Source organism: Telluria sp. AC161 (genome assembly GCF_979258535.1).
The window spans coordinates 3,371,006-3,384,787 of the sequence record NZ_OZ409861.1; the positions used below are offsets into that span (position 1 = coordinate 3,371,006).

At 64.2% G+C, this 13,782-nt stretch carries 13 protein-coding genes and 1 tRNA gene; 12 read left to right on the forward strand and 2 right to left on the reverse strand.

Annotated features, from left to right (window positions below; translation table 11 throughout):
* The first annotated feature begins 1 nt into the window (after position 1).
* From ACZ0AJ_RS15065 to ACZ0AJ_RS15120, 12 genes are all read left to right on the forward strand, one after another.
* Positions 2 to 421 carry an ExbD/TolR family protein gene (locus ACZ0AJ_RS15065; protein WP_258835394.1) on the forward strand — a complete coding sequence of 140 codons (420 nt, stop codon included), beginning with the start codon at positions 2 to 4 and terminating at the stop codon, positions 419 to 421.
* Between the two features lie 74 nt (positions 422 to 495).
* Positions 496 to 930 carry an ExbD/TolR family protein gene (locus tag ACZ0AJ_RS15070; protein ID WP_258835395.1) on the forward strand — a complete coding sequence of 145 codons (435 nt, stop codon included), beginning with the start codon at positions 496 to 498 and terminating at the stop codon, positions 928 to 930.
* A 71-nt stretch (positions 931 to 1,001) separates the two neighbouring features.
* Complete coding sequence (locus ACZ0AJ_RS15075; protein ID WP_499455291.1) at positions 1,002 to 2,231, forward strand: tetratricopeptide repeat protein; 1,230 nt, start codon at positions 1,002 to 1,004, stop codon at positions 2,229 to 2,231.
* Positions 2,232 to 2,624: 393 nt separating this feature from the next.
* A complete protein-coding gene (locus ACZ0AJ_RS15080; RefSeq protein WP_499455292.1) occupies positions 2,625 to 3,596 on the forward strand; it encodes a bifunctional riboflavin kinase/FAD synthetase in 972 nt (323 codons plus the stop codon).
* Between the two features lie 112 nt (positions 3,597 to 3,708).
* The gene (ileS, locus tag ACZ0AJ_RS15085; RefSeq protein WP_499455293.1) at positions 3,709 to 6,594 is read left to right on the forward strand and encodes an isoleucine--tRNA ligase; all 2,886 of its coding nucleotides are present in this window, start codon (positions 3,709 to 3,711) and stop codon (positions 6,592 to 6,594) included.
* A gap of 18 nt (positions 6,595 to 6,612) precedes the next feature.
* The gene (gene lspA / locus ACZ0AJ_RS15090) at positions 6,613 to 7,155 is read left to right on the forward strand and encodes a signal peptidase II (protein WP_183555802.1); all 543 of its coding nucleotides are present in this window, start codon (positions 6,613 to 6,615) and stop codon (positions 7,153 to 7,155) included.
* Positions 7,156 to 7,174: 19 nt separating this feature from the next.
* Complete coding sequence (gene coaBC, locus ACZ0AJ_RS15095; RefSeq protein WP_499456799.1) at positions 7,175 to 8,395, forward strand: bifunctional phosphopantothenoylcysteine decarboxylase/phosphopantothenate--cysteine ligase CoaBC; 1,221 nt, start codon at positions 7,175 to 7,177, stop codon at positions 8,393 to 8,395.
* A gap of 33 nt (positions 8,396 to 8,428) precedes the next feature.
* Complete coding sequence (gene dut, locus ACZ0AJ_RS15100) at positions 8,429 to 8,878, forward strand: dUTP diphosphatase (RefSeq protein WP_499455294.1); 450 nt, start codon at positions 8,429 to 8,431, stop codon at positions 8,876 to 8,878.
* A 21-nt stretch (positions 8,879 to 8,899) separates the two neighbouring features.
* A complete protein-coding gene (locus ACZ0AJ_RS15105; RefSeq protein WP_499455488.1) occupies positions 8,900 to 9,994 on the forward strand; it encodes a M48 family metallopeptidase in 1,095 nt (364 codons plus the stop codon).
* Positions 9,995 to 10,077: 83 nt separating this feature from the next.
* Complete coding sequence (locus ACZ0AJ_RS15110) at positions 10,078 to 11,073, forward strand: XdhC family protein (protein ID WP_499455296.1); 996 nt, start codon at positions 10,078 to 10,080, stop codon at positions 11,071 to 11,073.
* A 92-nt stretch (positions 11,074 to 11,165) separates the two neighbouring features.
* Positions 11,166 to 12,083 carry a DMT family transporter gene (locus ACZ0AJ_RS15115; protein ID WP_499455297.1) on the forward strand — a complete coding sequence of 306 codons (918 nt, stop codon included), beginning with the start codon at positions 11,166 to 11,168 and terminating at the stop codon, positions 12,081 to 12,083.
* Positions 12,083 to 13,009 (forward strand): DNA-3-methyladenine glycosylase family protein, encoded by a 927-nt coding sequence (locus tag ACZ0AJ_RS15120; protein ID WP_499455298.1) that lies wholly within the window; start codon positions 12,083 to 12,085, stop codon positions 13,007 to 13,009. Before ACZ0AJ_RS15115 ends, ACZ0AJ_RS15120 begins: the two co-directional genes overlap by 1 nt.
* A gap of 3 nt (positions 13,010 to 13,012) precedes the next feature.
* Here the strand turns inward: ACZ0AJ_RS15120 and ACZ0AJ_RS15125 are convergent, their stop codons facing one another.
* Both ACZ0AJ_RS15125 and ACZ0AJ_RS15130 read right to left on the reverse strand, forming a co-directional pair.
* A complete protein-coding gene (locus ACZ0AJ_RS15125; protein ID WP_499455299.1) occupies positions 13,013 to 13,426 on the reverse strand; it encodes a T6SS immunity protein Tdi1 domain-containing protein in 414 nt (137 codons plus the stop codon).
* Positions 13,427 to 13,601: 175 nt separating this feature from the next.
* Positions 13,602 to 13,678 (reverse strand) — tRNA-Met (locus tag ACZ0AJ_RS15130).
* Positions 13,679 to 13,782 lie beyond the last annotated feature (104 nt).

The following is a 13,782-nucleotide window of genomic DNA, read 5'->3' on the forward strand; positions in this document are numbered from 1 at the left end:
TATGTCGATGAGTGTCGGATCCGATAACGGAGAAGATGAGCTGAATTCAGAGATCAACACGACGCCACTCGTTGACATCATGTTGGTTCTGCTGATCATCTTCCTGATCACGAGTCCGGTGGTTCTGAAACTGCAACAAGTTGCACTGCCTGCAGAAGAGAACCAGGTCACCCTGACCAAACCGGAAGACGTTAACATCACCGTCAATAAAGACGGCGAAATGTACTATAACCAGCTGCACCTCGCGAATACGGACGAGCTGTTCAAGTTCCTCGCGGAGCAGTCGGTGAAAGTGCCGCAACCGGCAGTGAAAGTTCGTGGTGACCAGGAAGCCCGCTACGAAGCGATCGGTCGGGTCATTTACACGGCACAACGTGCTGGGGTGCAGAAGGTTGGTTTCGTGATCGAACCACCGGGCTGATAGCCCTGCACGCGGCGCCAGGCTCATCGGGCCGGGCGCCGCGCCCTTCTCCCAACATTTGAAAAGGAAACACCATGAGTATGAGCGTAGGTTCGAGCTCCGCTAAGGATGCTGATCCGGAACCGATGATGGAAATGAACATGACGCCGTTGATCGACGTCCTGCTCGTTCTGATCATTATGCTGATCATCACGATTCCGAAGCAGAACCACTCGGTCAATCTGAACATGCCGACGGGTACCCCGCCACCGCTGACGGATGTCAAGCCGGTCGTGGTCACCATCGACGTGGACTTTGACGGCACCATCCTCTGGGATGGCGAAGTGATTCCGGATCGTGCAGCCCTCGAAGCAAAGATGAATGCAGTCGCAGCAATGGCTGACCAGCCTGAAGTGCACCTGCGTCCAAATAAGCTGGTAGAGTATAAAGTTGTAGCCGGCGTGATGGCATCTGCCCAGCGCATCGGCGTCACCAAAATCGGCATGGTCGGTAACGAGCAATTCCAGTAATCGTTCCATGTTTTGACCAACACGGCAGGGCTACCCCCTGCCGTGTCTATTTTGAAATAAGGATTTTTCAGATGATCAAGTTCCGTCTCGCTCACCTCAGTATCGCGATGGCCGCACTCGGCTTCGTTGCCGCCACTCCGGTGATCGGCCTGTCCTCCGCTGTCGCTGCAGAAGCACTGCGCGCGGAGATTGGCAAACCACTGCAGCAAGCCCAGGCACAAATGAAACAGGGTAAGCACAAGGACGCACTGGCGACCCTGCGTGGACTGGACAAAGTGGGCAACAAGACCGCCAACGAAACCTACACGATCGAGCGCGTGCGCGCCGCTGCAGCCTCGTCGGCCGGTGATTTTGATACCGCTGCCAAATCGTTTGAAGCACTGCTCGATTCGGGCAAGCTGAACGCCAGCGAGCGTTCGCAGTTTTCAGAAGGCCTGGTCGGCATCTATATGCGCGCCGGCGATCTGAACAAAGCCAACAGCACCATCCAGAACCTGCTCAAGCAGAAGGATGATCCAAAGCTGCGTGCTTACCTGCTGCAGAACTACTACAAGCAAGGCAACACCGCCGCGCTCGAGCAGGAACTGAGCAGAATCGAAAAAAGCGGCCGCCTGAGCGAAGATCAGCTCGGCATGCTGGCCAATATCCAGCTCAAGAAAAACGATACGGCCGGCTATGTCCGCACCATCGAGAAGCTGGCAGCAAGCTATCCAAAGGCCCAGTACTGGACCGACCTGCTGAACCGTGTGCAGCGTCAGCCAGGCTACTCGCAGCGTCTGAACATCGACGTCTACCGCTTGAAGCTGGCCAATAACCTGCTCAAGAAGCCGAGCGAGTTCATGGAAATGGCCCAGCTGGTGCTGCAGGCGAAAGCCCCGGCCGAAGCGCTCAAGATCATTGACCGCGGCTACAAGGCCGGCGCATTGGGCACCGGCACCGATGCCGCGCGCCACCAGCGCCTGAAGGAACTGGCCGAGAAGAATCTGGCTGAGCAAAACAAGAACTTTGCTGCGCTCGAAGCCGAGTACACCGCTGCCAAGGACGCAGACCAGATGGTTGGCCTGGGTTACGCAATGGTGCAGGCTGGCCAGACCGACAAGGGTCTGAAGATGATGGAAGCGGCGATCAAGGCCGGCGGCCTGCGCAATGCCGACGAAGCCAAGCTGCGCATGGGCGAAGCCTACGCCGTCGCTGGCAAGAAGCAGCAAGCCATCGCTGCCTTCAAGACCGTTGGCGGCAAGGACGGCACTGCCGAACTGGCCCGCTACTGGATCCTTGCAGTCAACCACCCGCTGTCGTAAACGCACGTTGCCGTCAACCGCAATTGCGGTCGATGGCCTTGCAATCGACCAAAAATGCCGCCTTCGGGCGGCGTTTTTATTTGATCTGCCTCTGAACGCAGCAGGTAGGGTGGACGGGTTTCCCGTCCACGCGTTCAGCTGAACGTCGCCTGCCACGACAGCGAAGGTGGTCTGAACGCGTGGACGGCATAGCCGTCCACCCTACGTTGCAATTGACCAGAACGCCGCCCTCGGGTGGCGTTTTTATTTGGTGTGCATCTGCACGCCGCGCCCTGCAAGATCGACGGCCATCCATTCCTTCTATGCAACGTCGGAGTTGCCGCGCAGTTCCCGTATAATCAGGCTTTTGGCGCCGCATACCGATAGCATGGCGCGCAACCGGAACCAGACTTGATGAAGGTATTTCGCGGACTTCCCAACGACAGGGCGCGCGCACCCTGCGCACTCACGATCGGCAATTTCGACGGTGTCCATCGCGGCCATCAGGCCCTGCTGGCGCAAGTGCGCAGCGCAGCCGACCGGCTCGGTCTGGACGCGGCCGTGATGACGTTCGAGCCCCATCCCCGCGAATACTTTGCCCACAAACTGGGCGACCCGTCCAAAGCCCCGGCACGCGTGGCCAATCTGCGCGACAAGCTCGAAGACCTCGACCAGGCCGGCATCGACCGCGTCATCGTCGAACATTTCAACGAACAGTTTGCCGCCATGTCGCCGCAGGATTTCGTCCAGCGCGTGCTGGTCGATGGCCTGCACGTCAAATGGCTGATGGTGGGCGACGACTTCCGCTTTGGCGCGCGCCGCGCCGGCGACATCGCGATGCTGACCGAAGCCGGCCGTGAACACGGTTTCGAGGTCCACACGCTCGGCGCCGTGATGCACGGCGACGGGCGCATCTCGTCGTCGGCCGTGCGCGCGGCGCTGGCCGGGGGCGACTTTTGCGCCACCAGCCGGCTGCTCGGTCATCCTTACGCGATGTCGGGCCACGTGATCCACGGCGCCAAGCTCGGCCGCACGCTGGGCTTTCCCACACTGAATTTGCGCGTCACGCACCGCCCTGCCCTGTCCGGCATCTTTGTCGTGCAGGTGCATGGCCTGGCCGAGCATCCGCTGCCGGCCGTGGCCAGCCTGGGCGTGCGCCCCACCGTCGAAGACGCCGGCCGCACATTGCTTGAAGTCCATGTGTTCGACTATGCCGGTCAGTGTTACGGCAAGCTCGTGCGCGTGGAATTTCTCGCCAAGCTGCGCGACGAAGAAAAATACGCCGACCTGGCCCTGCTCACGGCCGCGATCGACAACGACGCGCTGCAGGCGCGCGCGTTCTTTGACCGGCGTAATGGCGCCCTGAACGCGACCGACCGAATTTGAGTGCGCTTCCCGGCCAATCGACGATTGGCAGGAAGCGCCTCACCCTGTTTGCCAGACCCCATTCGACGCGGCGCACGGCGCCGTGCACACGAACACCCAACAAAAGAACCTTATGTCCGATACCAAACAGCACAACCCTGCCAAGGGCGGCAAAAAGCCCGAGAGTAAATACCCGGTCAATATGACCGACACCCCGTTTCCGATGCGCGGCGACCTCGCCAAGCGCGAACCGGGCTGGGTCAAGCAATGGCAGGACAAGAAAATCTACGAGCGCGTGCGCAAGGCCGCCAAGGGCCGCCCGACCTTCATCCTGCATGATGGCCCGCCGTATGCGAATGGCGACATCCACCTGGGCCACGCCGTCAACAAAATCCTGAAAGACATGGTGCTGAAGTCGCGCACGATCGCGGGCTTCGACGCGCCGTACGTGCCGGGCTGGGATTGCCACGGCATGCCGATCGAGATCCAGATCGAAAAACTGTACGGCAAGAATCTGCCGACGGCCGAGGTGCTGCAAAAGGCCCGTGCCTACGCGCTCGAACAGATCGACCGCCAGCGCGCCGGCTTCATCCGCCTGGGCGTGCTCGGCGAATGGGACAACCCGTACATGACCATGGCCTACAGCAATGAGGCCGATGAGCTGCGCGCGCTCGGCACGCTGCTCGAAAAAGGCTATGTCTACCGGGGCCTGAAGCCCGTGAACTGGTGCTTCGATTGCGGTTCGGCACTGGCCGAAGCCGAAGTCGAATACCAGGACAAGCGCGACCCGGCGATCGACGTCGGCTTCCCGTTTGCCGAACCGGAAAAAATCGCTGCCGCCTTCGGCCTGGACAAGCTCCCGGCCGGCGACGGTTTCATCGTCATCTGGACCACGACCCCCTGGACCATCCCGTCGAACCAGGCGCTCAACGCCGGTCCGGAAGTCCAGTATTCGCTGGTGCAGGCCGAACGTGATGGCAAGCCGCTCCTGCTGATCCTGGGTTCCGAGCTGGTCGAATCGTGCCTGGCGCGCTACAAGCTCGAAGGTACGGTCGTCGCCACCACCGTCGGCGAAAAGCTGGCGGGCATCAACTTCAAGCACCCACTGCATGCGCAGGACGCGTTCTATGACCGCTTGTCGCCCTTGTACCTGGCCGACTACGTCACGGTCGACAGCGGTACGGGTGTCGTGCACTCGGCCCCTGCCTACGGCCTGGAAGACTTCGTGTCGTGCAAGGCGCACGGCATGCAGGACGACGACATCCTCAAGCCGGTCATGGGCGACGGCCGTTTCGTGTCAACGTTGCCGCTGTTCGGCGGCCTGACGATCTGGGAAGCGAGCAAACCAATCTGCGCGGCGCTGACCGAAGCCGGCGCGCTGTTCGAACTCAAGATGTTCGATCACAGCTACATGCACTGCTGGCGCCACAAGACGCCGATCATCTACCGCGCCACCAGCCAGTGGTTCGCCGGCATGGACCTCACGCCAAAGGATGGCGGCCCGACCCTGCGCCAGACGGCGCTGGCCGGCATCGCCAAGACCCAGTTCTTCCCGGACTGGGGCCAGGCGCGCCTGCACGGCATGATCGAGAACCGTCCGGACTGGACCCTGTCGCGCCAGCGTCAGTGGGGCGTGCCGATAGCCTTCTTCATCCACAAAGAGACCGGCACGCTGCACCCGCGCACGCCAGAACTGCTGGAGCAAGTGGCCAAGCTGTTCGAAAAGGGCGGCATCGACGCCTGGCACACGCTCGACCCGGTCACGCTGCTGGGCGACGACGCCGCCATCTATGAAAAGAACCGGGACACGCTGGACGTCTGGTTCGATTCGGGCGCGACCCACCAGACCGTGCTGCGCGGCTCGCACAAGGAGCAGCTGGGCTTCCCGGCCGACCTGTACCTGGAAGGCTCCGACCAGCACCGCGGCTGGTTCCACTCGTCGCTGCTGACGTCGTCGATGCTCAATGGCGAGCCGCCGTACAAGGCGCTGCTCACGCACGGCTTCACGGTCGACGAGCATGGCAAGAAGATGTCCAAGTCGCTCGGCAACACGATGGCGCCGCAGAAAATCTCCGACACGCTCGGCGCCGACATCCTGCGCCTGTGGGTTGCCTCGACCGATTACACGGGCGAGCTGTCGATCGGCGAAGAGATCCTCAAGCGCGTGACCGAATCGTACCGCCGCATCCGCAACACGCTGCGCTTCCTGCTGGCCAATACGTCGGACTTCAACCCGGCGCAGCACGCGGTGCCGATGGGCGAGCTGCTCGAAATCGACCGCTACGCAATCGCCTCGATGGCCCAGTTGCAGAAGGACGTGGCGGCGCACTTCGAGCGCTACGAATTCCACCCGGTCGTCTCGCGCCTGCAGAACTACTGCTCGGAAGACCTGGGCGGCTTCTACCTGGATATCCTGAAGGACCGCCTGTACACGACCGGCATCGATTCTGCCTCGCGCCGCTCGGCCCAGACCGCGCTGTGGCACATCGCGCATGCGCTGCTGCGCGTGATGTCGCCGGTGCTGTCGTTCACGGCCGAAGAAGCGTGGGCCGTGTTTGCGGACCAGGAAACGTTCAACGCCAGCGATGAAACCATCTTCACGCAGACCCTGTGGACGTTCCCCGAGCTGCCGGATGGCGACGCGCTGCTGGCCAAGTACGCCTTGCTGCGCCAGGTGCGCCTGGACGTGACGAAGCAACTGGAAGAAGTGCGTACCTCGGGCGCGATCGGTTCGTCGCTGCAGGCCGAACTGGCAATCAAGGCCTCGGGCGAGAAGTACCGCGCGCTGGCCAGCCTGGACGACGACCTGAAGTTCGTCTTCATCACGTCGCAGGCGAGCGTCACGGAAGTGGCAAGCGAGGCTGAGGAAGCCGTGGCCGTGGTGCCGTCGGACGCCGAGAAGTGCGAGCGCTGCTGGCACTATCGCCGCGACGTCGGCCACGACCCTGCGCATCCAACGCTGTGCGGCCGCTGCACGAGCAACCTGTTCGGCGCCGGCGAAGCGCGCCGCTTCGCATAAGTACCGGGTCCAGACACCATGGCAACCAAAAAGAAACCAGCGCCGTCCGGCGCCACCTTAGTCAAGCGCAGCACGAACAAGAGCGTCGGCGCCAGCATGTTCCCCTGGATCGGGCTGTCCCTGATTATCGTCTTGCTCGACCAGGTGACCAAGCTCACCGTCGAACGCACCTTTGCGTACGCCGAGACGGTGCCGATCACGGGCTTTTTCAACCTGATCAAGGTGTACAACCCGGGGGCGGCGTTCAGCTTCCTGGGCGATGCGAGCGGCTGGCAGCGCTGGCTGTTCCTGGGTATCGCCATTGGCGCCGTGGTGTTCTGCCTGTACATGATGAGCAAGAACGCGACGCAGCGCCTGTTCTGCTTCGCGCTCGCGCTGATCATGGCCGGCGCAGTCGGTAACGGCATTGACCGCGTCGTGCACGGCCACGTGATCGACTTCCTCGATTTCTACTGGACCGGCATCGGCCACTTCCCGGCCTTCAACATCGCCGACATCGGCATCTCGGTCGGCGCCGTGCTGTTCGTGCTGGATGAATTCCGGCGCGTGAACAAGTCGTGACCGGGACCAAACCATGAGCATGGACCTGAAAGGCAAGCGCATCGTCCTGGGCCTGACTGGTGGTGTCGCCTGCTACAAGGCGGCCGAGCTGTGTCGCGCCCTGGTCAAGCACGGCGCCAGCGTGCAGGTCGTGATGACCGAGGCGGCGACGCATTTCATCGGTGCGGTTACCATGCAGGCGGTGTCGGGCAACCCGGTCTACCTGGACCAGTGGGATGCGCGCATGGCCAACAACATGGCCCACATCGACCTGACCCGGGGTGCCGATGCGATCCTGATCGCGCCCTGCTCGGCCGATTTCATCCGCAAGCTGGTGCACGGCGCGGCCGACGATCTGCTGTCGCTGCTGTGCGTCGCGCGGCCCCGCCACGTGCCGCTGCACGTGGCGCCGGCGATGAACGTCGAGATGTGGGACAACCCGGCCACGCAGCGCAATGTGACGCAGCTGCGCGCCGACGGTATTTGCCTGTTCGGCCCGGGCCGCGGCGCGCAAGCCTGTGGCGAAACGGGCATGGGGCGCATGCTCGAAGCGGATGAACTGGTCGACGAACTGATTGCCTCGTTCCAGCAGAAGGTGCTGGCCGGCCGGCGCGTGATGATCACGGCCGGGCCGACGTTCGAGCCGATCGATCCGGTACGCGGCATCACCAATCTGTCGTCCGGCAAGATGGGTTACGCGATCGCACGCGCCGCGCGGGAAGCCGGCGCCGACGTCACGCTGGTCTCCGGGCCGGTATCGCTGCCCACGCCGCATGGCGTGCGCCGCATCGACGTGCTCACCGCGCAGCAGATGCACGACGCCGTGATGGCCGGCGTCACGGGCCAGCACGTGTTCATCGGCGTGGCTGCGGTGGCCGACTGGCGCGTGGTGAATGCCAGCGACCAGAAACTCAAGAAGACGCCTGATGGCGCCCCGCCGGCGCTGGAATTCGCGCAGAACGCGGACATCCTGGCCTCGGTTGCGGCAACCGTGTCGCTGTCCGGCTGGCCATACTGCGTGGGCTTTGCCGCCGAATCCGAGCAGCTCGAAGCCTACGGCGCGGCCAAGCGCGAAAAGAAGGGCATTCCCCTGTTGGTCGGCAATATTGGCCCGCAGACGTTCGGCCAGGACGACAACACGATCATCCTGTTCGATGAACACGGCCACGTGCTGCTCGAGCGCGCCGACAAGCTCACGCTGGCGCGCCAGCTGGTGTCCGAGATCGGCAAACGCCTCGAACAGCGCTCCCTGCTCACCTGATTACCTGTTCACCTGATTACCCAAGAATTTGTAATGAAACATATCGATCTCAAAATCCTCGACCCGCGCCTGCAGGACCTGCTGCCGGCCTATGCCACCCCGGGCAGCGCGGGCCTCGACCTGCGCGCCTGCCTCGATGCGCCATTGACCATCGCGCCGGGCGAAACCGTGCTGGTGCCGACGGGCCTGGCGATCCATATCGGCGATCCACGTTACGCCGCGATGATCCTGCCGCGCAGTGGCCTTGGCCACAAGAGCGGCATCGTGCTGGGCAATCTGGTAGGCTTGATCGACTCCGATTACCAGGGCCAGCTGATGGTCTCTACCTGGAATCGCAGCAGCACCGCCTTCGTGCTGCAACCAATGGAACGGCTCGCGCAGCTGATCGTCGTGCCGGTACTGCAAGTGGCTTTCAACGTGGTGACGGACTTCGCATCGAGCGACCGTGGCGTCGGTGGCTTCGGCAGCACCGGCAAACAATAACAAACCATGAGGAGCACCCCGATGCGCATCCAGCGCCTATACCGATTCACTTCCCCGGCGTTGATCGTCGCCACGGCAGCGCTGCTCGCTGCCTGCAGCACGCCGGGACCGATGCAATCGTCGACCGAGCCGGGCGCCGTACCGGTCGAACAGGGGTCGGGCAAGCCCGAGGTCACGCCGCAGATGGCGGCCGCCGCCGAGGTGCTCCAGCGCATGGCAACGCAGCACGACCGCCTGTACCGTGTCGCCGCGCCCCTCCTGATCGACAACGCCGCGCTGTGCACCAAGCACGCGCGCAACCTGCTGGGCTTCACGGCAAAGAACCGCTACACCTATCCGGGCCAGTACAACGAGGCAGCGTGGGTCGTGCTGGGCATGGACGAGCACCTGCAGGTCACCAATGTATTGAACGGCAGCGGCGCGGCCAAGGCAGGCCTGCGCCAGGGTGACCGCCTGCTGGCCGCCGCCGGCACGCCGCTCCCGGTGGGGCCGAATGCCCTGAGCAAGGCCGGCGCCGTGTTCGGCCCGATCATGGCCAAGCAGGCCAGCCTGCCGCTGTCGATCGAGCGCAGTGGCAAGCCGCGCGACCTGACCATTCCCGTCACGCGCGCCTGCGCCTTCGCCATTGAGCTGGGCAACGCCGACAACATCAACGCGTACGCCGACGGCAGCCGCGTGATGGTCACGCGTGGCATGCTGGGCTTTGCGCAGAACGACGACGAACTGGCCTACGTGGTGGCGCGCACGATGGCGCACAATATGCTGGGCCACGCGGCCACGCAGCGCAATGCGGCCACCATCGGCAGCATCATCGACAACCTCACCGCCATCACGCCCGACACCTCGATGCTGATCGGCAGCGGCGGCATCAGGGCGATGCCGGCGGCCGACGACGTGGCGGCCGACCGCCTGGCGGTCTACCTGCTGGCACGCGCCGGCTACCGCTACGAAGGTGCGTCCGCATTCTGGAAGCGCCTGGCGGCGACCTACCCGGCCAAGATCCTCAATAGCTACACGGCCAACCACCCGGCCACGCCGATGCGCGTGGCGGCGATCGACAAGACCGTGGCGGAAGTCAAGGCCAAGCAAAGCGCCAAGAAACCGCTGGTGCCTTGAGCCCTGACCTGCGCGCCGACACGTGCGGCGCTTTTTTTGTATGATTGTCCATCTTATTCACCCGCTCCGGCGACACGAACACCATGGACAGCATCGACCTCGACGTACTGAAAACCTGCGCCGCCTGGCTTGACGGCGGCCAGCGCTGCCAGCTGGTCACGGTCATCAAGACCTGGGGTTCCAGCCCACGCCCGGTGGGCGCCACGCTGGCCATCTGCGAAGACGGCCAGGTGGTCGGCTCGGTCTCCGGCGGCTGCATCGAGGACGACCTGATCGCCCGCGTGCGCGACAACGGCATCGAAATCACCCTCCCCGAAATCATCAGTTACGGCATCAGCGCCGACGAAGCGCACCGCTTCGGCCTGCCCTGCGGCGGCACCATCGAGCTGGCCATCGAACCGCTGTCAGTCGACAGCGGCATCAACGAGCTGCTCGCGCGTCTTAGCGAGGGCGAACTGGTCGAGCGCAGCGTGCAGCTGGCGACCGGCGCCGTCACGCTCGCCACGGCGCAGGCCACGGCCATCCAGCGCGTCGAGGATGGCGTGCTGCATACGCTGCACGGCCCGCGCTGGCGCCTGTACATCATCGGCGCCGGCCCGCTCTCGCGCTTCCTGGCGCAGATCGCCGCCGGCATGGATTACCGCGTCACCGTATGCGACCCGCGCGAGGAATACCGCAGCGGCTTTCACATCCCCGGCGTGACGCTGGTGCACGCGATGCCCGACGATCTGGTGATCGATGCGAAGCTCGATGCGCGCAGCGCCGTCGTGGCGCTCACGCACGATCCGAAGCTGGACGACCTGGCGCTGATGGAAGCGCTCAAGTCCGAGGCCTTCTACGTCGGCGCGATCGGCTCGCGCGCCAACAACGCCAAGCGGCGCGAGCGCCTCAAGCTGTTCGACCTGACCGACGTGGAACTGGCACGCCTGCATGGGCCGATCGGCCTGTACATCGGCAGCAAGACGCCCGCTGAAATCGCGGTCTCGATCATGGCCGAAATGACGGCCGTGAAGAACGCGGTACCGCAAACGCTACTCATGCCGCATGCGGCCGCGCTGACGCTCGCCAGCGCCGCCTGACGAACGGGTATCGATGGCAAGAAGCGGCTGGCACATTGCTGCCGGCCCTGCCACAATGGTCAGCCTGACAACTGGCCATTTTTTTCGACCTCATGAACACCGCGAACATGCTGCGCCTCGTTGCGCTGGCCGCCATCTGGGGTGGCTCCTTCCTCTTCATGCGCATCGCTGCGCCGGTACTCGGTCCGGCCGTGCTGATCGAATACCGGCTTGCGCTCGCGGCCTTGTTTCTCGCGCTGGTGAGCTGGGTGCTGCATCTGCGCGGGCGTGGCGCGCCGCTGAACGTGCGGCGCCACTGGCAGCATTACCTGATCCTGGGCCTGTTCAACTCTGCCCTGCCCTTCCTGCTGTTCGCGTTTGCCGCGCGCACGCTGTCTGCGTCGGTGCTGGCGGTGCTCAACGCCACCGCGCCGATGTGGGGCGCGCTCGTTGGCGCCGTGTGGGCGCGCCAGCAGGTCACGCGGCGCAGCGCCCTCGGCCTGCTGCTGGGCACCGCCGGCGTCGCGCTGCTGGTTGGCTTCGATCACGTGGCCGAACGGCCCGGCGCGGGCCTGGCCGTCGCCGCGGCGCTGATCGCCGCGTTCAGCTACAGCGTCGCCAGCCAGTACACGAAGTCGGCCGCCGCCAGCAAGGGCGGCGTGGCGCCGTTCGCCAATGCGCACGGCTCGATGTGGGCTTCGGCCCTGCTGGTGCTGCCGCTCGTCGCGTTCTTCCCGGCGCCGGGCGAGCCAACCGCTGGCATCATGGCCGCCGTGGTCACGCTGGGCGTGGTCTGCAGCGGCATTGCCTACATCGTCTATTTCAAGCTGATCGAGGATGTGGGCGCCACGTCGGCGCTGACAGTCACGTTCCTCAGCCCCGTGTTCGGCATCCTGTGGGGCGCGCTGTTCCTGCATGAGGTGATCGGCTGGCACACGATCGCCGGTTCGGCGATCGTCCTGCTCGGCACGGCGCTGGTGACCGGGTTCAAGCCGGCCTGGCGGCGCGTGCCAGCGCCAACGGGAATTTGATGACTGCATCCCACGCGATCGCCCTGCCGCCCGGCTACCGCGTCGCCGACGTGCTGGCCTTCCATGGCCGCGATCCCGAGCGCGTGGCCGAGCAGGTCGACGCGGATGGCTTGCGCAAGGGCGTGCTGCTCGGTGGCGTGCCGACGCTGCTGGACATCCGGTTCGGGGACGGCGCAGCGCACTGCCGCGTGACCTTTGACGGCCCAAGCACGCCAGCCCTGGAGGCGCAGGCGCACGAGGCGCTGCTGAACGTGCTGGGCCTGCGAATCGATCCGACTGCATTCGGCGCGGCCGTGCAGGGCGACCCGTGGCTGGGGCCGGTCGTGGCGCGCCATCCGGGCCTGCGCATCGTGCAGTCGGCCACGATCTTCGAGGCGCTGACCTGGGCCATCATCGGCCAGCAGATCAACCTGACGTTTGCCATCGCACTGCGCCGCACGCTGATCCAACTGGCGGGCCGCGCGCATTCGTCTGGCTTGTGGTGCTATCCGGAGGCGCTAGACGTGGCCCGGCTCGACATCGGTGAACTCACGAGCCGCAAATTCTCGAATGCCAAGGCCGAGACGATCCTGCGTGTGGCGCACATGGTGGTCGACGGCAGCCTGGTGCTCGAGCGGCATGCTGGCGTGGAGGATATTTCTGCCTCGGCGAGCGCCGAGGTCAGCGAAACACTGCTGGCCATCAAGGGCATCGGCCCCTGGACTGTCAATTACGTGCTGCTGCGCGGCTATGGCTATCCCGATTGCTCGCTGGAAGGCGACGTCGCGGTGCGCGCCGCGCTGCACAAGCTCTCGGGCAGCGCAGCCCGGCCAACGGTCCCGGAAGCCCAGCGCATGCTGGCACGCTACGCGCCCCATCGCACGATGGCAGCGGCCTACCTGTGGGCCAGCCTGGCGGACACGCCGCCGACAGACAAGCCTGCCTAGTCCCTAGTTCCAGCGCGGCAAGCCATCAAACTGCTGCGCGCCCTCGCCCGAAAACCGGATTAACGCCGCCAGCGGCGCGATGGCCAGATTGTCGCATCCATATTTTCCGCCCAGGGCACTGGGGATTTTCAGGCAGTAGGTGCGCCCGTCCGTCAGCGGCCCCAGCGCGGCCTCGGCCAGGCACACGGCCTCGGGCATGTACCAGTCGTTAAGAAAATCCTGGTTGTACGATAGCGCATCGAGTGCAGCGCGGTTGCTGGCGAGCGGCTCGCAACAGAGTTCGTGCGGGCGCAGGCACCAGAACTTGTCGTCTTCGTCGCGGATGATGAGATTGCCGAAGGCATTGGCACCGAGCACTTCCACTGCGCTCATGCCGACCCAGCCCCAGGATTCGTTGATGTCTTGTACATCGATCATGGCATGCCCCTGACTTGTCGTCTGTTGCGGGTTGGACCGGGCAGGCTGCCGTGCATTGCAGCAGAGGCGCGTGACGTTGCGCTGGATCGAGGCCGTTACAGCCAAGCAAGAACCCAGGAACGAGGCCAGAAAAACGAAAAGCCGCTGATTCTTTCGAATCAACGGCCTCTAATCTTGGTTGCGGGGACAGGATTTGAACCTGTGACCTTCGGGTTATGAGCCCGACGAGCTGCCAGACTGCTCCACCCCGCGTCTGTGAAATGAATTATACGCCCCCGCGCGTCATTTAGCAAATCCAATCCTCGATGCATGGCTTATTGAAGAAACTTATATCTCGGTTGAGCGCGCGAGCGCCC

Bases quoted from the DNA above. Each gene is read 5' to 3' on its own strand.
- ACZ0AJ_RS15105 (WP_499455488.1), top strand. From the start codon at position 8,900: ATGCGCATCCAGCGCCTATACCGATTCACTTCCCCGGCGTTGATCGTC.
- dut (WP_499455294.1), top strand. From the start codon at position 8,429: ATGAAACATATCGATCTCAAAATCCTCGACCCGCGCCTGCAGGACCTG.
- ACZ0AJ_RS15075 (WP_499455291.1), top strand. From the start codon at position 1,002: ATGATCAAGTTCCGTCTCGCTCACCTCAGTATCGCGATGGCCGCACTC.
- ACZ0AJ_RS15110 (WP_499455296.1), top strand. From the start codon at position 10,078: ATGGACAGCATCGACCTCGACGTACTGAAAACCTGCGCCGCCTGGCTT.
- lspA (WP_183555802.1), top strand. From the start codon at position 6,613: ATGGCAACCAAAAAGAAACCAGCGCCGTCCGGCGCCACCTTAGTCAAG.
- ileS (WP_499455293.1), top strand. From the start codon at position 3,709: ATGTCCGATACCAAACAGCACAACCCTGCCAAGGGCGGCAAAAAGCCC.
- ACZ0AJ_RS15080 (WP_499455292.1), top strand. From the start codon at position 2,625: ATGAAGGTATTTCGCGGACTTCCCAACGACAGGGCGCGCGCACCCTGC.
- coaBC (WP_499456799.1), top strand. From the start codon at position 7,175: ATGGACCTGAAAGGCAAGCGCATCGTCCTGGGCCTGACTGGTGGTGTC.
- ACZ0AJ_RS15115 (WP_499455297.1), top strand. From the start codon at position 11,166: ATGAACACCGCGAACATGCTGCGCCTCGTTGCGCTGGCCGCCATCTGG.
- ACZ0AJ_RS15120 (WP_499455298.1), top strand. From the start codon at position 12,083: ATGACTGCATCCCACGCGATCGCCCTGCCGCCCGGCTACCGCGTCGCC.
- ACZ0AJ_RS15065 (WP_258835394.1), top strand. From the start codon at position 2: ATGTCGATGAGTGTCGGATCCGATAACGGAGAAGATGAGCTGAATTCA.
- ACZ0AJ_RS15070 (WP_258835395.1), top strand. From the start codon at position 496: ATGAGTATGAGCGTAGGTTCGAGCTCCGCTAAGGATGCTGATCCGGAA.
- ACZ0AJ_RS15125 (WP_499455299.1), bottom strand. From the start codon at position 13,426: ATGATCGATGTACAAGACATCAACGAATCCTGGGGCTGGGTCGGCATG.